The organism is Actinomadura sp. 9N407 (assembly GCF_044326315.1).
Lineage (GTDB): Bacteria > Actinomycetota > Actinomycetes > Streptosporangiales > Streptosporangiaceae > Spirillospora.
Map to the genome: position 1 here is coordinate 243,749 of NZ_JBIRAW010000003.1, position 19,446 is coordinate 263,194.

General features: G+C 71.1%; 17 protein-coding genes. 8 read left to right on the plus strand and 9 right to left on the minus strand.

Translation table 11 applies throughout. The features are described 5' to 3' along the window. Positions 1-81 precede the first annotated feature (81 nt). The gene (locus ACH34Q_RS06595; RefSeq protein WP_395981852.1) at positions 82-1,443 is read left to right on the plus strand and encodes a YibE/F family protein; all 1,362 of its coding nucleotides are present in this window, start codon (positions 82-84) and stop codon (positions 1,441-1,443) included. Here the strand turns inward: ACH34Q_RS06595 and ACH34Q_RS06600 are convergent. The 6 genes from ACH34Q_RS06600 to ACH34Q_RS06625 all read right to left on the minus strand — a co-directional run bounded on the left by ACH34Q_RS06600 (position 1,388) and on the right by ACH34Q_RS06625 (position 9,290). Next, on the minus strand, positions 1,388-3,217 hold the full coding sequence (locus ACH34Q_RS06600) for an FtsX-like permease family protein (RefSeq protein WP_395981853.1): 1,830 nt from the start codon (positions 3,215-3,217) through the stop codon (positions 1,388-1,390). The genes ACH34Q_RS06595 and ACH34Q_RS06600 overlap by 56 nt on opposite strands. 5 nt (positions 3,218-3,222) lie before the next feature. Beyond that, positions 3,223-3,951 carry an ABC transporter ATP-binding protein gene (locus ACH34Q_RS06605; protein WP_395982072.1) on the minus strand — a complete coding sequence of 243 codons (729 nt, stop codon included), beginning with the start codon at positions 3,949-3,951 and terminating at the stop codon, positions 3,223-3,225. Between the two features lie 14 nt (positions 3,952-3,965). After that, positions 3,966-4,493 carry a PadR family transcriptional regulator gene (locus ACH34Q_RS06610; protein WP_395981854.1) on the minus strand — a complete coding sequence of 176 codons (528 nt, stop codon included), beginning with the start codon at positions 4,491-4,493 and terminating at the stop codon, positions 3,966-3,968. Between the two features lie 158 nt (positions 4,494-4,651). Then, positions 4,652-6,496, minus strand: coding sequence for an amidohydrolase (locus tag ACH34Q_RS06615; RefSeq protein ID WP_395981855.1), 1,845 nt, complete (start codon positions 6,494-6,496; stop codon positions 4,652-4,654). 129 nt (positions 6,497-6,625) lie between these two features. Next, the gene (locus tag ACH34Q_RS06620; RefSeq protein ID WP_395981856.1) at positions 6,626-7,918 is read right to left on the minus strand and encodes a cytochrome P450; all 1,293 of its coding nucleotides are present in this window, start codon (positions 7,916-7,918) and stop codon (positions 6,626-6,628) included. A 16-nt stretch (positions 7,919-7,934) separates the two neighbouring features. Beyond that, positions 7,935-9,290, minus strand: coding sequence for a glutamine synthetase family protein (locus tag ACH34Q_RS06625; protein ID WP_395981857.1), 1,356 nt, complete (start codon positions 9,288-9,290; stop codon positions 7,935-7,937). A 317-nt stretch (positions 9,291-9,607) separates the two neighbouring features. On the opposite strand from ACH34Q_RS06625, the gene ACH34Q_RS06630 reads away from it, so the two are divergent. From ACH34Q_RS06630 to ACH34Q_RS06655, 6 genes are read left to right on the plus strand one after another with little or no spacing between them, the layout of a single operon-like run. Continuing rightward, positions 9,608-9,796 carry a ferredoxin gene (locus ACH34Q_RS06630; protein WP_395981858.1) on the plus strand — a complete coding sequence of 63 codons (189 nt, stop codon included), beginning with the start codon at positions 9,608-9,610 and terminating at the stop codon, positions 9,794-9,796. 50 nt (positions 9,797-9,846) lie between these two features. Continuing rightward, entirely contained in the window at positions 9,847-11,055 is a 1,209-nt protein-coding gene (locus tag ACH34Q_RS06635; RefSeq protein WP_395981859.1) for an NAD(P)/FAD-dependent oxidoreductase, read from the plus strand. An 11-nt stretch (positions 11,056-11,066) separates the two neighbouring features. Further along, entirely contained in the window at positions 11,067-11,873 is an 807-nt protein-coding gene (locus ACH34Q_RS06640; protein ID WP_395981860.1) for an acetoacetate decarboxylase family protein, read from the plus strand. 34 nt (positions 11,874-11,907) lie between these two features. After that, on the plus strand, positions 11,908-13,380 hold the full coding sequence (locus ACH34Q_RS06645) for an aldehyde dehydrogenase (protein WP_395981861.1): 1,473 nt from the start codon (positions 11,908-11,910) through the stop codon (positions 13,378-13,380). Further along, on the plus strand, positions 13,373-14,302 hold the full coding sequence (locus ACH34Q_RS06650) for a 3,4-dihydroxyphenylacetate 2,3-dioxygenase (RefSeq protein ID WP_395981862.1): 930 nt from the start codon (positions 13,373-13,375) through the stop codon (positions 14,300-14,302). The genes ACH34Q_RS06645 and ACH34Q_RS06650 overlap by 8 nt, the downstream gene beginning before the upstream one ends. A 1-nt stretch (position 14,303) precedes the next feature. Next, positions 14,304-15,149, plus strand: a complete 846-nt coding sequence (locus ACH34Q_RS06655; protein ID WP_395981863.1) for a fumarylacetoacetate hydrolase family protein — start codon at positions 14,304-14,306, stop codon at positions 15,147-15,149. 21 nt (positions 15,150-15,170) lie between these two features. Here ACH34Q_RS06655 and ACH34Q_RS06660 read toward each other — a convergent pair whose 3' ends face one another. Together ACH34Q_RS06660 and ACH34Q_RS06665 are read right to left on the minus strand one after the other, a co-directional pair. Then, positions 15,171-15,869, minus strand: a complete 699-nt coding sequence (locus ACH34Q_RS06660) for a type 1 glutamine amidotransferase (protein ID WP_395981864.1) — start codon at positions 15,867-15,869, stop codon at positions 15,171-15,173. A gap of 75 nt (positions 15,870-15,944) precedes the next feature. Then, positions 15,945-16,886 (minus strand): TIGR03619 family F420-dependent LLM class oxidoreductase, encoded by a 942-nt coding sequence (locus ACH34Q_RS06665; protein WP_395981865.1) that lies wholly within the window; start codon positions 16,884-16,886, stop codon positions 15,945-15,947. Positions 16,887-17,029: 143 nt separating this feature from the next. Between ACH34Q_RS06665 and ACH34Q_RS06670 the strand changes: the two genes are divergently transcribed. Then, positions 17,030-17,602: a MarR family winged helix-turn-helix transcriptional regulator gene (locus ACH34Q_RS06670; RefSeq protein ID WP_395981866.1), complete on the plus strand. Its 573-nt coding sequence runs from the start codon at positions 17,030-17,032 to the stop codon at positions 17,600-17,602. Positions 17,603-17,682: 80 nt separating this feature from the next. Here the strand turns inward: ACH34Q_RS06670 and ACH34Q_RS06675 are convergent, their stop codons facing one another. Then, positions 17,683-19,227 (minus strand): APC family permease, encoded by a 1,545-nt coding sequence (locus ACH34Q_RS06675; RefSeq protein ID WP_395981867.1) that lies wholly within the window; start codon positions 19,225-19,227, stop codon positions 17,683-17,685. Between the last annotated feature and the right edge of the window lie 219 nt (positions 19,228-19,446).

Below are 19,446 nucleotides of genomic sequence, written 5' to 3' on the forward strand. Positions count from 1 at the left end.
TCACCGAAGGGCCGGTACCCTCCGCGACTCGACACTCATCACTCGGAGACACCGGCACTTCGCCCGTAAGGAGCCGCAACCGTGGGCGCCCACCACTCACACCGACACGACGCCGGCCCCACCGCGCCCGCCACCGTACGAGCGGTGCTGATCGTCATCGTCCCGCTGGCCGTCGCCACGCTGGCCGCCCTGATCTGGATGTGGCCGTCCGGTACCGATGGAGACGAGACCTCCGCCGCCCGGTTGAAGAAGGTCACCGGGGAGATCGTCCGGATCGATCTCAAGCCGTGCCCGGCCCAGGCCCCGCCCGTCGCAGAGCCCGGCACGCCATCGCCGCCCGGCGCGCCGCGGCCCGATCCGAGAAGGTGCGGAACCGCCACGGTCTCCCTCACCTCGGGGCCGATGGCCGGGCGGGCGGTGCAAACCGAACTGCCGAGCGGTCCCGGCAACAGGATCTTCAGCGCCGGGGAGGCGGTGGTCCTGGTCGAGATGCCCGACGCCGAAGGCCTTCCCGGCTCTCCGGGCTCCCCGTACCAGCTCAGTGATCACGACCGTTCCGGGGCCCTGTGGATCGTGGCCCTGGCCTTCATGCTCGCGGTGGTCGCCTTCGGCCGCTGGCGCGGCCTGACCGCCCTCGTCGGGCTGGCCATCACCTTCGCCCTGATCCTGCTGTTCCTGATCCCGGCCATCATCGACGGGCGCCCACCGCTCTTGGCCGCGATCGTCTGCGCGGCGGCGATCATGCTGGCGGTGCTCTATCTCACCCACGGCTTCACCGTGACCACATCGGTCGCCGTGATGGGCACGCTGGCCAGCCTCACCCTGACAGGCGTACTCGCCATGGCGGCCATCGAGATGACCCGGCTCACCGGGATCATCGACGACAGCTCCCTGTTCCTGGACATCGACTACGACATCAACACCCGGGGGCTGCTCCTGGCCAGCGTCATCATCGGCGCGCTGGGCGTACTCGACGACGTCACCATCACCCAGGCCGCGACCGTCCGGGAACTGGCACGGGCCAACCCCTCCTTCGGTTTCGGGCGGCTGTACCGAGCCGCCACCCGGGTCGGGCGGGCGCACATCGCCTCGGTGATCAACACGATCGTCCTCGCCTACGCGGGAGCGTCCCTTCCCCTCCTCCTGCTGTTCAGCCTCGGCCGGCAGCCCGCCGGCGAGGTCCTCACCAGCCCCGCCGTCGCCCAGGAGATCGTGCGCGCCGTCGCCGGCACCATCGGGCTCATCGCGGCCGTCCCCCTGACCACCGCCCTGGCCGTATTCACCGCTACGCGGCGCACACCCACCGACACCGACGCGGTGGGCGTCGCCGAGGCTCCGACCCGTTGGCCAAGGTCCGGCAGAACTGCTCGAAATCATGCGAGCCCGCTCAGAGAGTCTCGGTCACAGGACGGCGGCCACCAAGACGGGCAGGAACAGTGGTGAGCGCCGCCACCACGAGCCCGGTCGCCAGTACCAGGGCGAGCAGCTGCCAGAGCGAGGGAAGCGCGGCCTTGTCGCTGTCGCCGCCGGTGATCGTGTTTATCGCGGCGAACAGCGCGAAGCCTCCCGGGAAGACGCCCAGGATGGCGCCGGCGAGCGCGGGCAGCACCTGCGCGGCCGCCAGTGCCGCACTCACTTCACGAGGGGTCGCGCCGAGGGCGCGCGCCAGCGCGGAGGAATGCCGGTTGTCGAGCACCGTCGCCCAGGTGATGACGATGGCGTTGACCGCCGCCAGGCAGAGCAGTATGACCGTCCAGACGAGAAGCACGTGCCGGAGCACCGCCACTTGACCCTCGCTGTACGCGCCGGTGCCCGGCTGGGCGTCGAGGAAGGCGTTGAGCATCAGAAGGACGTAGATCCCGCTGACCGTGACCGCGATACTGGCCACCCCCAGCACGACCCGTCGCGGCCGGCGGGCGGCGACCCGCAAGGCGAGGAGCAGCGGGACCGGCAGTCGCGTCGAGAGAGTGATCAGCCAACCGGTGCGGCGGGGCGGGCGGGCCGCGTCGGCCAGCGCGCTGACGGTGCTCGAGCGGGCGCCGCGTACCGCCGGGACGGCGGTCGCCACTACGGCTACCCCGAGGGCCACGGCGGTCACCAGACCCACCGTGGACCACGTCAACGACGCCGTCCCCGCGCTGCCGACGAGGCCCGCGGTCGACTCGGTGAGCAGCGGAGCGGTCAGCGCCCCGATCACCAGGCCGGCCGCCGCCGCGACGACGGCCACCAGGAGATACTCCGCGAGCAGCACGGCGGCGACCAGGCCCGGTGTGCCGCCGACCGCCTTGAGGAGCCCGACGCGTCGGGTTTGATCGGCCATCCGGCCGCCGACCAGAACGGAAAGGCTGGCCACCGCGAGCAGGCCGAGCAGCCAGGCGCCGATCAGCAGCAGGATCTGGGAGTCTCTGGCCAGGTCGGTGGCGTCGGCGAGGATGCTCTGCCAGGGCTGCATGGCGATGGCGCCGCTGCGATCGCCGCCGTTCGCGTCGACGAACGCCTGAGCCTCATCCGGGTCGGCCAGCTTCAGGTTCATCACATAGGACACGGAGCCCTGTGTCGGGACGAGGCTCCGCACGTCCGCCTGGGTGAGCCAGACGAGCCCGGGGTTGTGCAACAACTCCGGAGGCAGATTCCGGTCCTGCGGGATGGCGCCGTTGACGCAACCGACGGAGACGACGATGCAGGACGCCCCCGGATAGGGCGCCATGGCGGCGGTGACCGCCAGGCCGACGACCGGGAACGACTTGCCGCCCAGAGTGATCCGATCACCGACGTTCACCTCGAGCGAGTTGGCGTAGGCGGCTTCGAGCACCACGCCGCCGTCGCTGACCCAGGTGCCCTGCGTCACCGCTGGCTGATCGACCGCCGCGATCGTGGCGTCCCGCCCTTCGATCTGCGCGTCCGACGTCCGGCCGGACGCCTCGAGCTCCCCCGCGATGACGGGGTACGGTCCGCTGTGTCCGGTGACATCGGAGGTAGCGGCCAGTTCCTCGAGGCCGGCGAGACCGGCGGACGTGCCGACGGCGGCGACCGCGTCCGGTCCCTTGGTCGCTGCCCGGGTGCTCTCGTACGGGCCGCCGGCCGCGTCGCGCAGAACCAGCCCGAGCGTCAGCGTCGTGGTGGCCGCCAGGATGGCGATCAGCAGAAGGACTGCTTCGGTACGGCGCCGCCGGAGGTCCCGCACGGCGAGGCGTCCCACGAGAAGGATGCGGCCCATCGCCCTCAGTCCTCCAGCCCGGCGAGGGCGCCGAGGTATCCGGTGGCGCCACCGGTCAGCCGGGTCTCGTCCACGAACGCGCCGTCGCGCATCGAGATCAACCGGTCCGCGATGGCCGCGATCCGCGCGTCGTGGGTGACGATGACCAGTGTCTGCCCGGACCCGTGCAGGCCCTCGAAGAGCTGGAGGACGTCCAGGGTGGCGGCGCTGTCCAGGTTCCCGGTCGGCTCGTCGGCGAGAACGACCAACGGTTCGTTGCTCAACGCCCGGGCGACCGCGACCCGCTGCCGCTGGCCACCGGACAGCGCGGAGGGCAGGAAGCGCGCCCGGTCGGCGAGCCCGACCTGCTCCAGCAGGTCCACGGCACGCCGTCTGGCCACCCGCGGAGAGCGTCCGGCCAGCAGCGCCGACAGCTCGACGTTCTCAACGGCGGTGAGCTCCTCCATCAGATGGAAGGATTGGAAGACGAAGCCGACATCGGTGCGCCGCATCCGGGCCAGGGCCTTCTCGCTGATGTCGTCGATGCGACGGCCGTTCAGCGACACCTCTCCACCCGAGGGCCGGTCCAGCCCTCCGAGCAGATGCAGCAGCGTGGACTTCCCGCATCCGCTGGGCCCCATCACCGCCACCGTCTCTCCCGCCCCGATCTCGAGATCGACGCCGTCGACGGCGCGCACCAACCCTTCCCCCTTGCCGTACTCCTTGCGCACCCCGCGGGCCCGCAGCACGGGCATGTCGGCGGCGTTGCTCACGATCCGCTCCTTCGCTGGGTCCAGTTCTTCTCACATGTCTCGAGCCAGCGCAGGTCCGCCTGAAGCCTGAGCACGATGCCCTCCAGTAACAGCGCCGCGTCCGAGCGGACCGGCTCGGCCATGGCGGCGCGCTGGGTGTCACGCAGCCGGCGCAGCAATTCGCGGCGCTGGGTGTCGACGATGGTGAGCGGGTCGGCCAGCCCGGCCGCCGCGGCCGCGATCAGCTTGAGATGGAACTCCGCCAGATCGGGTCGCGGCCACCTCACCTCGGCGATCCACGCGGCGACTCGCTCTTGGCCGTCGGGGGTGAGCGCGTACACCTTGCGATCCGACCGGTCAGCGCCCCCGGCAGACCTCTCGACCGCCAGCAGGCCGGCCTTTTCGAGCCGGGTCAACGTGACATAGATCTGCCCGGCGTTCATCGCGTCACCGAGAGGGCCGAGCGCGTCGCGCAGCCGCGCACGCAGCTGGTAGCCGTGCGAGGGCTCCTTGGCCAGCAGCGCCAGCACCACTTCCTGCTGCATGGGGCCTCCCATATAACCGTTAGCCCCTATGTCTAACGGTTATTCCCACGGTTGGCAAGCCCACGCGCCGCCGGTCGCGGAAACCGCCGCGACCGGCGAGTGGCCGGCCGGGATCCCGGCCGGCCACGTTTCGACATCCGCCACTCAGCGAATCGTGCTCAGTGACGGTGACCGGGGCCGCAGTCGTTCATCGGGGCGTGACGCTTGACCCAGCTGGCGCCGCGGGCCGCGGCCGCCGCCTTCTTGACGTCGCTGGAGCCCTCGTCGTAGGCCACCGTGCCGCCGACGATGGTCATCGCGACCGGCAGCTGCGAGATCTCGGCGGTGCCGATGGCGTGCACATCGCCGTCGAGGACGGTGATGTCGCCGACGTGGCCCTTGGTGAGCCGTCCCTTCCATGCCTCCGCGTGGTCCTGCCAGGCGCCGGTGCGGGTGTAGGTGGCGATCGCCTCGTCCAGGCCGATGCGCTCCTGCGCGCCGTAGAGCCTGCCCGACACCCGCCCTTCGCGGCGGACCATCGTCTCCAGGCCCTGCCGGAAGTCCGGGTAGACGACGGGAGCGTCCGAGGCGCTGGCCACCTTCACGCCCGACCTGAGCGCCGTGGCGTACGGCCACTCGTACTCGGCCCGTTCCAGCCCGATCGACTCGATCTGGGCGTCGGTCAGCACCCACTTGATGTTCGGGTTGAAGTTCCCGCCGACGCTCGCCCTGGCCATCCGGGCCAGGTCCGCGGGCCGGGCCAGGTCGCTGTGGATGATGTAGTGCCGCGGGTTGACGCGACGCGGGTTCGTGCGATGCATCCGTTCGTACGCCGTGATGACCGCGTCGATCGTCCGGTCGCCGGTCGCGTGCGTCCCGATCTGGAATCCGGCCGTGTGCGCCATCCGGACCAGCTCTTCGAGCGTCGCGACCTGCTCCTCCGGGGTGCTCCCCGGAAGGGTCATGCCGCCGTACCCGCCGCCCACGTACTCCTCGAACAGCCACGCGGTCTTGTTGATGGTCGGGATGCCGTCGGCGAAGATCTTGACCTGGTTCGCCGTGAAGCGGCGGGGGTCGACGTCGGGCCGCTCGAACTCGGCCAGGTTCGCTCGCAGGCTCTCCGGCGAGGAGCCGCTCAGCATCATGCTGACCCGTACCGGAATCCTCCCGGCGTCCACCAGGCCGGCGACCGCGGTGATGAGCCGAGGCGACGAGCCCGGGTCGGTGTAGCTGGTGATGCCTTCGGCGAGCATCATCTTCGCGGCGAGTTCGGCGGCGGCGGCCTGCTGCTCGATGGTGTACGGCGGGACGTGGCGGCCGGCCAGGCCGGCGGCGGTCTCCAGGAGCACGCCGGTCGGTTCCCCGTCGGCGTCCTTGACGATCTGGCCGCCCGCGGGCGGGACCGTGTCCCTGGTGATGCCGGCGATCCGCAATGCCTCGGAGTTGACCCATGCGGCATGACCGGACCACTCGGTCAGGTAGACGGGGTTGTTCGGGGAGACCGCGTCCAGGTCCTGCCTGGTCGGCATGCGGCCCTCACCGAGGTACTGCGGGTCCCAGCCGCTGCCCCGGATCCACGCGCCGGGCCCGGCCGCCGCCGCGGCCTGGGCCACGGACGCCGCGATGTCGGCGATCGACCGTACGGTCGGATAGCCGACGTCCAGGCTGAACGGCGGCCTGCTCAGCCCCCAACTCACCGCGTGCAGGTGCGAGTCGTTGACGCCCGGCATCGCGGTACGGCCTTTGAGGTCGACCACGTCGGTTCCCGCGCCGATGAGATGCCGCACCGACGCCGACGGCCCGACATGGACGATGACGCCGTTCTTGATCGCGACCGCCGCCGCGACGCGGAAGTGCCGATCGAGGGTCAGCACCTTGCCGTTGACGAGGACGAGGTCCGCCGGGCCCGGCTTGGCCAGGGCCTCCGCGTGCGGCAGGCCCAGCGTCGACACCCCGAGCGCCGCCAGTGCGGCACCTCCACCCTTGATCACGGAGCGGCGGGTGGTCATGTGGTTCTCAGACATGGAGGTCCCTTCGAACGACACATTTCATTTGACCCCGTACGATAAAGAAATCGTACGGGATCAAATGAAGCCTGCCAAGGGTCGCGCGCAGACCGCGTCGGGAAGGACCTCACGTCCTTCCTGCACCGCTCAGGCGAGGGTGACCTCGACCGGGAGCCTCTTGATGCCGTTGACGAAGTTGGAGCGAACCCGGGGGATCTCGCCGGCGAGCCTGATGCCGGCGAGCCGAGGGATCAGCTCCTCGAACATGATCCGGATCTCGGTACGGGCGAGCAGGTTGCCCAGGCAGAGGTGCGGGCTGCCCTTCCCGAAGGTGACATGGTCGTTGTTCTGGCGGGCGACGTCGAAGTCGTACGGGTTGCCGAAGACCTCCTCGTCCCGGTTGCCCGAGGCGAACCACATGACGGCCTTGTCGCCCTCCTTGATCTGCTTTCCGCCGAGTTCGACGTCCCGGGTCGCGGTGCGGCGGAAGTGGTAGACCGGCGTGGCCCAGCGCAGGAACTCCTCGACCGCGGCCGGGATGAGGGAGGGGTCCTCCTGAAGCCGCGCGAGCTGGTCGGGGTGCTGGATCAGGGCCAGCATGGAATGCGAGATGGTGTGGCGGGTGGTCTCGTTGCCGGCGACGACCAGGAGCAGGAAGTAGTTGTCGAAGTCCTGCGGCGAGAGCGGGATCCCGTCGCGCGGCTCGCCGTTGACGAGTCTGGAGACCAGGTCGGTGCCGTCGCCGCCACGCCGCCGCCGGGCGAGGTCGCGGCCGTACTCGAAGACCTCGAGGGAGGCGGGCGAGCGGAAGGGCAGGTCGCGGTACCGCTCGCTCTCCTCGCTGTGCAGCAGGACGTCGGCGTAATCGGGATCGGTATGGCCGATGATGCGGTTGCCCCAGTCGATGAGCTTCTGGTTGTCCTCCGGGGGCACGTCCAGCAGGCGGGCGAGGACGTTGATGGGGAAGTCCGCGGAGACATCGGCGACGAAGTCGAACGTGCCCTGGGCGAGAGCGGCATCGAGGGTCCGCACGGTGAGACCGCGCAGGAAGTCGGTGTATCCGTTGATCACGGACGCGCCGAACTGCCGCTGGAGCAGGCTGCGCAGGGCGCGGTGCCGGACGCCGTCGAGCTCCAGGATGGAGGCCCGCTTCCTGATCTGGTCGTCGTCGACCTCCTCGAGATTGACGAACCGGGTGGAGGTGAAGGTCTCGGCGTCGCGGTCGACGCGGACGATGTCGGCATGCCGGGTCACCGCCCAGAAGCCCGAGTTGGGGGCGTCCTCAGGCTGCCAGTGGACCGGGTCCTCATGGCGCAGGGTGTGGAGCATGCGCCATGGCGTGACGCCGTCGGTGAAGTTGTCGAGGTCGGCGAGATCGACGTCCTCCAGCGGGAAGGGCTCGTTCACCGCTTCCTTCGCGGTGGGCGGGTGGGTGGTCATGCCAGGCTCCTCGGCGTCACAGGTGGTAGGCGTATTCGGTGAACTCCCAGTCGGTGACGAACCGCTGGAAGCGTTCGGCCTCATCCCGCTTGTAGGTGAGGAACGAGGTGGTGAAGTCCTTGCCGAGGATGTCGGTGAGCGCCGTGTCCGCCTCCAGTGCGTCCAGCGCGGCCGGGAGGTTCATGGGGAGCACGGCCGACCTGGCGGGGTCGTACCCGTAGCCCTCCAGCGGAGCCGGCGGCTCCTCTCCGGCCAGGACGCCCAGCAGCGCGGCGGCGGCGGTTGCGGCGATCACCAGGTACGGGTTCGCTCCGGCGTCCCCCAGGCGCAGCTCGAGCCGTGCCGCCGATCCGCGCTCGGGCGGGATGCGGACCATGGCGCTGCGGTTGTCCAGGCCCCAGTCGATCAGCCAGGGCGCGAGGGTGTCCGGTCCGAAGCGCTTGTAGGAGTTGACGGTCGGGTTGAGCAGGGCGGCCAGAGCGGGGGCGTGCGCGAGGATGCCGGCCACCGCGTGGCGCGCGATTCCGGACAGGCCGTACGGGGCCGAGGTGTCGCCGAAGACGTTGCCACCGGCGTCGTCCTCACCGGACAGGTGGATGTGGAAGCCGGAACCGCCGCCGTCGTTGAACGGCTTGGCCATGAAGGTCGCCAGCCTGCCCTCCTTGCGGGCCAGTTCCTTGACCGCGGCCTTGAGCCGGAAGGCGCGGTCGGCGGCGTCCAGGGCGTCGGAGTGGACGAGGTTGATCTCGAACTGGGCACTGTCGAACTCGTGGTTGCCGGTGGTGACGCCGATCCCGAGGTCGCGGAGCAGCCGTAGCGTGCGCAGCAGATGGTTGTCGGGGTCTGCGCGGAGACCGGCGGTGTAGACGCTGCCGGCGGCGTCGGTGTACCTGCGCCAGCCGGTGGCCGATCCCGGGTCCGCCTCGCACAGGAAGTACTCCAGCTCCGGTCCCACCACCGGGCGCAGGCCGTGCTCGGCGCACCGGGCCAGGACCGCGCGCAGCAGGTCACGGGGCGATTCGGCGGCGGCCGATCCGGTCGCCGGGTCGGTGACCTCCCCCAGGCAGGACGCGACGCCCGGCTCCCACGGGAGCGTGACCAGCGTGTCGAGGTCGGGGCGTACGCAGATGTCGGGCAGCCCCGCGTCCAGGCCGCCGGGCACCGGCACCACATCGCCCTGCGGGCTGGTGTGGTAGACGGCGCGGCAGAAGGCGAGCCCGTGCTCACAGGCCGATGGCAGATGCTCCAGCAGGACGTCGCGGGCCCGGTCGGTGCCGATGAGATCGGGGAAGGTCACCCGGACCACATCGATGCCCTCGGCGGCGAGCCGATCCAGATGCTGACGGAGGTGGGGGGTCACGGAAGCGCTCACCGATGTCTCCTTGGCCGGATGTGAGGTGGCGAGTGGGGTCGGGCTGCGGTGCCGGCGGAGCCCGGCTGTCATTTGATGCCAAACGGTATGAAGCGCACCCGCCCCGCCGCAAGAGGGCGGAGCGAAATCGTCCGGCGGAGCGAGATCGTCCGGCCGGGCACGGCTTGACCCGCGAGCGGGTGCCCCTTATCTTGTTTGAGGTCAAACGAATTGCTCCGCGGACTCCCTGGCCGGCCCGGCCGGACCGTGGCGTCCTGGCGTCCGCGAGCCGCGCCCGCCCGCTGCCTCCGCCCCGACACCTCCTGGGAGGACCGGCCATGAAGGTCGTCGTCGATATGAACAAGTGCCAGGACCACGGGCAGTGCGTGTTCGCGGCGCCTGACGTCTTCCGGATCGACGACGGCGGGCGGCTGGCCTACGTCTCCGACCCCGACGGCTCCCTGCGCGAGGAGGTCGAGGAGGCGGCGGACGTCTGCCCGCTCCAGGCCATCCGGATCGAAGGCTGACCCCCGTGTCCGGAAACACCGTGTCCGGAAGCACCGTGTCCGGAAGCACCGTGCCTGGAAGCATCGTCGTCGTCGGCGCGTCCCTGGGTGGCCTGCGCGCGGCGGAGCGGTTGCGCGCGGCCGGCTGGACCGGATCGATCACCGTCGTCGGGGACGAGCCGTACATGCCCTACAACCGGCCTCCGCTGTCCAAGGAGGCGCTGGCGGGCAAGGCGACGTTCGAGTCGCTGGCCTTCACACCGAAGGCCGGCGTCGCCGACGTGCGCTGGCGGCTCGGTACCCGCGTCACCGCCGCCCGCCTGGCCGACAGGTTCATCGTGCTGGACGGCGGCGAGGAGATGGCCTTCGACGGCCTGGTCGTGGCCACCGGCATGCGGCCGCGGCGGCTGCGCTGCGCGGGACCGGCCACCGGCCGGCACACCGTCCGCACCATCGCCGACGCCCGGGGGCTGCGTGACGCTCTGACACGGCCCGGCGCCCGCGTCGTCGTGGCCGGTGCGGGGTTCATCGGCTGCGAGGTCGCCGCCACGGCCATCGGGCTCGGTGCCGCCGAGGTGACCGTCGTCGATCCGCTGCCGTTGCCCATGGTGGGACCGCTCGGCGAACTCCTGGGCCACGCACTGCTCCAGCGGCACCAGGAGCGCGGGGTGCGCTTCGCCCTGGGCACCGGTGTCGCCGGTTTCGAGGGCACCGACCGCGTCACGGGGGTCGCCCTGAACGACGGCCGCGTCCTACCGGCCGACGTGGTCGTGGAGTCGGTCGGCTCGGTCGCCAACACCGAATGGCTGGAGGGCAACGGGCTCGACCTGGCCGATGGCGTGCTCACCGACGCACGGCTCCGGGCCGGCGGCCTCCCGCATGTCATCGCGGTCGGCGACGTCGCCCGCTTCCCCAACGCCCGCTACGACGGGGTCCCGCGCCGTGTCGAGCACTGGTCCATCCCCACCGACACCGCGAAGCACGCCGCGAAGGCCCTCGCCGCCCATCTCATGGGCACGGGTGCGGACCCGGGCCCCTTCGCGCCGCTGCCGGCGTTCTGGAGCGACCAGCACGACTTCCGGCTCCAGTCGTTCGGCGCGCCGTTCCTCGGCAAGGACGACGTGCGGGTCCTGGACGGCGACCCCGAAGGCGATGTCCTCGTCGGCCACCACCACGGCGGCCGGCTGGCCGGAGTGGTCGCCCTCGGCGGGCCCGAGGCCACCGCCGCAGCCGCCCGCTACCGCGCCCAGTTGCTCGAGCAACCCGCCCTCGCGCCGTAAGGATGAACGTCATGACCGGTCCTCGAGGCTTCTTCGTTCCCAAGACGGCCAGCGGCGCGTCGTCGCTGATCCCGTCCCCGCCCTGGCTCTACTCCGGTGATCTGCTCACCGTCGAATACCGGACCGACCCGGCCCGGGTACGCGAGCTGCTGCCCGAACCTCTGGAACCCGCCGCCGAGGACCCGGGCGCCGTGGCGCTGATCTGGGCCGACTGGCAGTCCTGCGCGGCGGGCGAGGCGGAACTGCTGGACCCCGTGCGCTCCCAGTACAAAGAGGCGTTCGCGGTCGTCCGCTGCTCCTACAAGGGGCGTACCTACTCGCGGTGCGTCTACATCTGGGTCGACAAGGACTTCGCGATCGCCCGCGGGCTGCACCAGGGGTACCCGAAGAAGCTCGGCTCGATCCATCAGACCCGGCCGCACCCGTTCGGACCCGCCCCCCGGATCGAGGCGGGAGCGCGCTTCGGCGCGACCCTGGCCGCAGCGGACCGGCGACTGGCCCAGGCGGTGGTCACCCTGCGCGAGCCCGCGGAGACCAACGGCTTCGTCAACGGCCATCCGATGGCACACCACCGCTGGCTCCCCGCCATCGAGAAGGACGGCGGGCTCGCTCTCGACGAGCTGATCGAATCCGGCGCCGCGTCCTTCGAGGGCGGCGGGCCGTGGACCGGGGACGCGGAACTGGAACTGTTCGAGGCCCCCACCGAGGAGCTGTCCCGGCTGGAGGTCCGCGAGCCGATCGCCGCGTACTACCGCCAGGTCGGGGTGGTCTGGGACGGCGGCCGGTTGCTGGAGGCCCGCGGCCGGGGCGACCGATGACCCCTACGTTCTCGACAGGATTGGGAAGCCGGACATGACCGAGCACATCACCACCGTGGCCGGGGTCGCCGTCGACACCCGGCACTGGATCGGCGGACGGCGCGTGCCCTCCGCGGAGACGTTCACCGACCTCTCCCCCATCGACGGGAGCAGCCTCGGGGAGATCTCCCGGGGCGGAGGGGAAGAGGCGGCGGCCGCCGTGGCCGCCGCGAAGGCCGCCTTCCCCGGCTGGGCCGCGACACCGCGCACCGAACGCGCCCGCCTCCTCCGCGCCATCGCCGACGGCGTGGAGAAGCGCCTCCAAGACCTCGCGATCGTCGAGACCCATGACAACGGTGCCCTCCTTCGCTCGCACCGCCGGGGCGTGATGCCCCGGGTCGCGCACAATTTCCGGTTCTTCGCGGACTGGTCGCTGCGACTCGGACACGAGGATTTCGAGACCCGTGGTCACACCAACCACGTCAGCTGGGACCCGGCGGGCCCCAGCGTTCTCATCACCCCGTGGAACGCCCCGCTGATGCTGGCCACGTGGAAGGTCGCCCCCGCCCTGGCCGCCGGGAACACGGTGGTCCTCAAGCCCGCCGAGTGGTCCCCGCTGACCGCTTCGCTGCTCGCCGACATCGCCGCCGAGGCGGGCCTGCCGGCCGGAGTGCTCAACGTCGTGCAGGGTCTCGGCGCCGAGATCGGTGACGCCCTCACCTCGAACCCGGACGTGCGCCGGATCAGCTTCACCGGGTCCGTGCCGACCGCCCGGCGCATCGCCGCATCGGCGGCGGCCGGCCTCACCCCGCTCAGCCTCGAACTCGGCGGCAAATCGCCGCTGCTGGTCTTCGCGGACGCCGATCTCGACCTGGCCGCCGACCTGGCGGTGGAGCAGTACGACAACGCCGGGCAGGTCTGCCTGGCCGCCACCCGGATCCTCGTCGAGGAAACGGCCGCCGAGGAGTTCACGCGGCGTTTCACGGAGAAGGCCTCGGCACTCAGGCAGGGCGACCCTCGCGACGAGACCACCGACATCGGGCCAAACGTCCACTCCCGCCAGGTGGAGAAGATCGACGGCTTCGTGCGGCGAGCCCTCGCGGCCGGTGCGCGCGCCGTGATCGGCGGCGGGCCCGACACCGATCTGGGCGGCCTCTACTACCGGCCCACCCTCCTCACCGGCGTCGGCCAGGACAGCGAGATCGTCCAGGAGGAGGTCTTCGGTCCCGTCCTGACCCTGCAGACCTTCTCGTCCGAGGACGAGGCGATCGCCCTGGCCAACGACACCCGTTTCGGCCTCGCCGCCACCGTCGCCACCGGAGACCCCGAGCGGGCCCGGCGCGTCACCGCACGGCTCGTGGCGGGCACGGTCTGGGTCAACTGCTTCTTCGTCCGGGACCTCCGCGCGCCCTTCGGCGGATCCCGCCTGTCGGGTGTCGGGCGTGAGGGCGGCGACTGGAGCTTCGACTTCTACTGCGACATGAAGAACACCGTGACCGCCCCCGGGAGCGGGCAGCCCCATGGGTGAGATCGTCGGGGCGGGCCTGCTCGCCCACGTCCCCACCATCGTCCTGCCGGAGGACGAGAGGCGGGAGCTCAACGAGGGCAAGGAGATCACCCTCGTCACCGGTCTCCGGCGGCTCCGCGAGGAGGTCTTCGAGCGCGACGACTACGACACCGTCGTCGTGCTGGACTCGCACTGGGCCACCACCGTCGAGTTCGTCCTGACGGCCCAGGACCGGCGGGCGGGCCTGTTCACCTCCGAGGAACTGCCCCGCGGCATGTGCCGGATGCCGTACGACTTCCCCGGCGACCCCGAACTCGCCCACGCCATCGCCTCGTTCGCCGACGCCCACGGGACCTGGATCACCCCGATCGACGACGCCTACCTGCCGATCTACTACGCCACCGTCAACCTGTGGAAGTACCTCGGCGAGGGACTCCCGGACAAGCGCTGGCTGACCATCGGCGTCTGCCAGACCGGTGACATGGAGGATCATCTCCGCCTGGGCCGGGCCCTGGCCGACGGCATCGCGGCGACTCCCGGGCGCAGGGTCCTGGTCATCGCGTCCGGTGCCCTCTCCCACACCTTCTGGCCACTGCGCGAACTGCGGGACCATGAGGCCAGTGACCCCCTCCACATCTTCACCCCCGAGGCACGCGAGGCCGACCTGCGGCGGATCGCCTGGTTCAAGGAAGGCCGTCACGACAAGGTGCTCCAGACGATGGACGAGTTCTGGAAGTTCAAGCCCGAGGCGAGGTTCTCCCACTACCTGATGATGGCGGGCGCCCTCGGCGAGCAGGCCTGCACCGCCAGGGGCCGCCAGTACAGCGCGTACGAGAACTCCATCGGCACCGGGCAGGTCCACCTCTGGTTCGACCGCCCGGCCGGCGGCTGGACCGCCGCCACCCCGCCCGCATCCCCGCACAGCCAGCCCCAGGAGGCCTGACATGACCGAGTACCGCCGCATCCTCCTGGACGGTGCCACCGTCCAGGTCGTCCGGGAAGGCGATGAACTCGTCGCCGGCGACGGACGGCGCGTCAAGGCCGGCGATGCCCGGCACCTGCCTCCGGTCCAGCCGACGAAGATCATCGCCGTTCACCTCAACCACCGCAGCCGCGTCGAGGAGTTCCAGGCCGAGCTTCCCGCCGCCCCCACCTTTTTCCACAAGCCCGTCTCGGCACTCAACTCCCACAAGGGCGCCGTCGTCCGCCCCGAGGGCTGCCGATGGCTCAACTACGAGGGCGAGGTCGGCGTCGTCATCGGAAGGACCGCCCGGAACATCTCCCCGGACGAGGCAGGGGCGTACATCGCGGGCTACACCATCGCCAACGACTACGGCCTGCACGACTTCCGCGACACCGACGCCGGCTCCATGCTCCGCGTCAAAGGCTCCGACACCCTCTGCCCGCTGGGCCCCGGTCTGGTCACCGACTGGGACTTCCATGGCAAGCGCCTACGGACGTACGTCAACGGCGAGGTGGTCCAGGACGGCTCGACCGACGAGATGAAGTGGGACATGCACTACCTCGTCGCCGACATCGCCCGCACCATCACGCTCCACCCCGGCGACGTCCTGCTGTCCGGCACTCCGGCGAACTCCCGCCCGGTGCAGCCCGGCGACGTCGTCGAAGTGGAGGTCGAAGGGCTGGGCCGCCTGACCAACCACATCGTCACCGGACCGGCTCCCATCCGCGCGGACGTCGGCGCCCAGCCCACGTCGTCCGAACAGGTCGTCTCCACCGCGCTCGGAGGCGACTGGGAGTTCCGCGGCATCCGGCCGCCCAAGCGCTGACGCGGCGGGGGGCGGGGCCGCTCACGCCAGCTGATCGAGGAAGCCGTCGACCAGCAGGCCGGCGCGCCCGCCGGCACCGGCCTCCATCTCCAGGGTGCGTTCGAGCAGCCGGCGCGGGTCGACGCCGTGCCGCAGCAGCTCGTCTGGCTCGGCCAGCTCGAGCCATCCCCGCACCATCGCCGGCGTGACCTCCGGATGGAACTGCACTCCGAGGCTTCGTCCCACGTGGAAGGCCTGGGGGCATGCGGAGTTGCGGGCCAGCTCCACGCTCCCGGGCGGCAGCACGCAGCGGTCGTAGTGCCATTGGAACCACGGCCCCGGCGGCACCAGGTCAGGACGGTCGCTCTGGATCTCGATCCAGCCGATCTCCGGGCGCGGGGCGGCCTCCACCGCGCCGCCGAGGGCCGCGGCGAGCGCTTGGGCCCCGAAGCAGACGCCCAGCACGGGGACGCCGAGGCGGTGGGCCTCCCGCAGCAGTGCCAGCTCGCCGTCCAGCCAGCTGCCGACGGCCGTGTCGTCGTACACCGACCAGGGCGCGCCGAGGGACACGATCAGGTCCCAGCCGCCGGCCTCGGGGAAGTCGAACGTCACGTCGGGTGCGTGGTACCTGGCCTCGGGCACGACCGTCACGGGGACGAGATCGTACCCGCGCTCGGCGAGCCGGGCCCCGACATGTCCCGGCTCCGTCACGTGATCATGCTGGATGACGAGTGCTCGCACGATGGACGCTCCTTCCGCTGTCCCGGGCGTGGTGGACGGACGGAGCCCGCCGCGGTCCTGCTTCGTTTCCGGCTCTCACAGGCCTACCAGGGCTTCGGACCGCCTGACGACCTCGCGGCAGAAGGCGCCGATGTCGTCCGGGTCGTCGATGAACTGCGAAGGCTTGATGCAGAACGTGGTGAATCCTTCGGCCTGCTGCCCCGGAATGCTCTCCAGCGCGGGCGCCAGCGGGGCGCAGGAGCGGTCGCCGGGGAAGACGGGGCGGGTTCCGCCGACCATTTCCAGGGCGGTCCCGTCGCGGCCCGCGTCGCCCATGGCCGACCGCAGCCGGGCGAGTTCCTCGGGAGCGGGCCTGCCCAGCGGGTGGAACCCGTGGCCATGGCGCACCAGGCGGTCCAGCAGCCGGTCGTGCAGCCGACGGCCTCCGAACCACATGCGGGGACCGTCGGGCCGGTGGGCGCGTGGCTCGAAGTACACGTCCTCGAAGCCGTAGTACCGCCCCCGGTAGGAGACCGGGGAGCCCTGCCAGAGCAGGCTCCAGATCTCCAGCTGCTCGTCGAGCAGCGCGCCCCGCTGCTCGAAGGGCACCCCCAGCGCGGCGTACTCGTCGCGGCTCCAGCTCACGGTGGGCTGGACGACCAGGCGGCCTCCGGAGAGCAGGTCGAGGGTGCCGAGATCGCGGGCGAGCGCGAGCGGGTGCCGCAGCGGCGCGATCACCGCGGCCGCCGCCAGCCTCAGCCGCGAGGTGACCGACGCGATCGCCGCGAGGAGCAGCAGTGAGGACGGCCATGGCGTGTGCGGATCCTGGTTGCCGGGCAGCGCGTACTCCCGCGGATTGCGCATGACGCCGTCGGCACCGGCGTCCGGGCCGAGGACGATGTGCTCGCTGACCATGACGGCGTCGAACCCGGCGTCCTCGGCCTCCCGTGCCCAGCGGACCAGGGCGGGCAGGTCACGGCCGCTGGTCATCGTCCAATTCTCGCTCAGTACGAGCACGAAGCGCGGAGTCTCCATCATCACCACAGAATGTTCGGGATCAAACGAACTGTCAAGATCCGCAAGGAGGGATTTCGTACGGGACCGAATGGAGTCGGGCCGGCGGTAGATTCGCATGCAGCCGGCGGGAAGAGGTCTGCGCCGGCCCATCGGGAGGGACGAACGTGACCGGCCATCACACTCTGCGACAGACCGAGCAGGCCATAGAGCGGCAGCTCAGCGGCGCGCCCGTGCGCCACGACGCGATGATGGCGGTGTCCAACATCTACCGCGCGGCCGCCGCGATCCGGCAGCACTTCGAGGCGTCCGTGCTGCGCGGCGCCGATCTGACCTGGACGGCGTTCGTCGTGCTGTGGGTGGTGTGGATCTGGGAGGACATGGAGACCCGGCACGTCGCCGAGGAGGCGGGCATCTCCAAGGGCACGCTCACCGGCGTGGCCAGGACGCTGGAGGGACGCGGCCTGCTCGAGCGCGTCTCGCACGCCACCGACGGGCGCCGCGTCCTGCTCCGGCTCACCGACAAGGGCCACGCCCTGATGAAGGAGCTGTTCCCGGCGTTCAACGCCGAGGAGGCGTTCGTGGTCGAGCGCCTTTCGCGCCCGCAGGGCCAGGCGCTGACGGAGTCGCTCCGGACCGTCATCGAGCACCTGGAGGAAGAGGGCGAGGAGCGGCGGGCCGTCCTGCGGGCGGAGTCGCCGCCGCCGCCCCGCCGTTCAGGCCGCAGGCCCCGCGCCTGACCTGACCCCCACGGCGACCGTATGAGGGTCAGGTCGAAGCCCGGCACATGCAGCCGCGAGGACGCCGCCTCATCGGCCCCTCAGCTCACCAGGTCCGCCATCGCCTGGGATTTCTCCTTCCCACGCCGTGCGGCGCCTACGGCCGTCCCCGCGGCGAGAACGAGGAAGGGCAGCGCCACCAGGAACCAGCCCAGCGCCGACAGGCCCCACGACTGGGTCGCGGGGTCGACGCCCTCCGCCGCGGTCCCGGCCAGGAGGCCGAAGCGGGAGACGAGCAGGTACATCCCGAGCACGAGGCCGACGATGGAGACGGCGGGCGCGACCAGGGTGCTCCAGGGGCTCGCCGCCTCCGCCTGCCGGCGGAAGTACACGATCACGGCGGCGGAGACCAGCACCTCGACCAGCACGATCGCCAGCACGGCCAGGGCACTGAACCAGGTGAACAGGTGCAGCACCGGGTCGCGGCCGGTGATCTGGAACAGCACGACGACGAGCAGCGAGATCACCGAGACGGCGGCGGTGCCGTACGCCGGCGCGCCGCGCCCGTTGACCCGGCCGAGGACGGCGGGCAGCACCCCGGCGCGCGACATGGAGAAGAAGTAGCGGGCCGCACTGTTCTGGAAGGCGAGCAGTCCCGCGAAGAGGCTGGAGAGCACCAGCCAGCTCATCACCGTGGCCAGCCAGCCGCCGACGTACTCGCCGGCGACGAAGAACAGCACCGCGGCGGGATTGGCCAGCGGCGTCCCGTCCACGGTCGAGAGCTCGACGGCACGCGCGACGACGTCGCCGCTGCCGAGGCCGCTGACCACGGCCCAGGCGGTGAAGGCGAACAGCAGCGCGATCAGCGAGACGGCGATGTAGGTCGCGCGGGGAACGCTGCGCTTGGGGTCCTTGGTCTCCTCGCCGTAGATGGCGGTCGCCTCGAACCCGATGTAGGACGCGAAGGCGAAGGTGAGCGCGATGCCCGCCGAGCCCGCGAAACCGCCCGCGAAGACGCTGCCCGGCGAGAAGGACGAGCCCAGCGACAGACCGTCAGGGCCTCCGCCCCGCAGCAGCACCGCGGCGGCCACGATCGCCAGCGCCAGCACTTCGAGGGCCATGAGCAGGCCGAGCACCTTGGCCCCGATGTCGACGCTCAGCGCCGACAGGCCCGTCACCAGCGCCCACGCGATCAGAACCCACACCCACCAGGCCAGGTCGATTCCCAGTTCGGCGTTCATATGCCCGGCCATGGTGGCGCCGAAGAAGCCGAAGACCGCGAGCTGGATCGCCACGTAGGCGAGCAGGGAGACGAAGGCCGATCCCACACCCGGCGCGACGCCGAGCCCGCGCCCGACGTAGGCGAAGAACGCTCCGGTGTTGGTCACCCGGTGGCTCATCGCGGCGTAGCCGATGCTGAAGACCAGCAGGATCAGGCCGACGGCGAGGTAGGCGCCGGGCACTCCGGCGCCGTTGCCGGCGACGATGGCGATGGGGACGGCGCCGGTCATGCCCACCAAGGGGGCGGCCGCGGCGACGACGAAGAAGACGATGCCCGCGACTCCGAGCTTGTTCGTGGCGAGGCGGCTTCCGCCTCCGTCTGCTGGACCCGCCTGCTGCAGGCCTGGTGCGTCCTGGTCGGTCATGCCCTCATAACCCTTTCGATCGGCCACGCACGGCGATGGGGTGGTCGGATCATAAGGGCCCAAACAACCGTTGGGAAGGCCTCCTCGCAACTCGGCCACGAAGAGACGCGGACCCGACCGGCCGGGACTGCGCCGTACCTCTCGAGAGAGGCTGCCTCGGAACCCGGGTCGGCTCATGGAGGCCCTGGCGGATCAGGTGGTGCGGGTGTACGTTCCGCT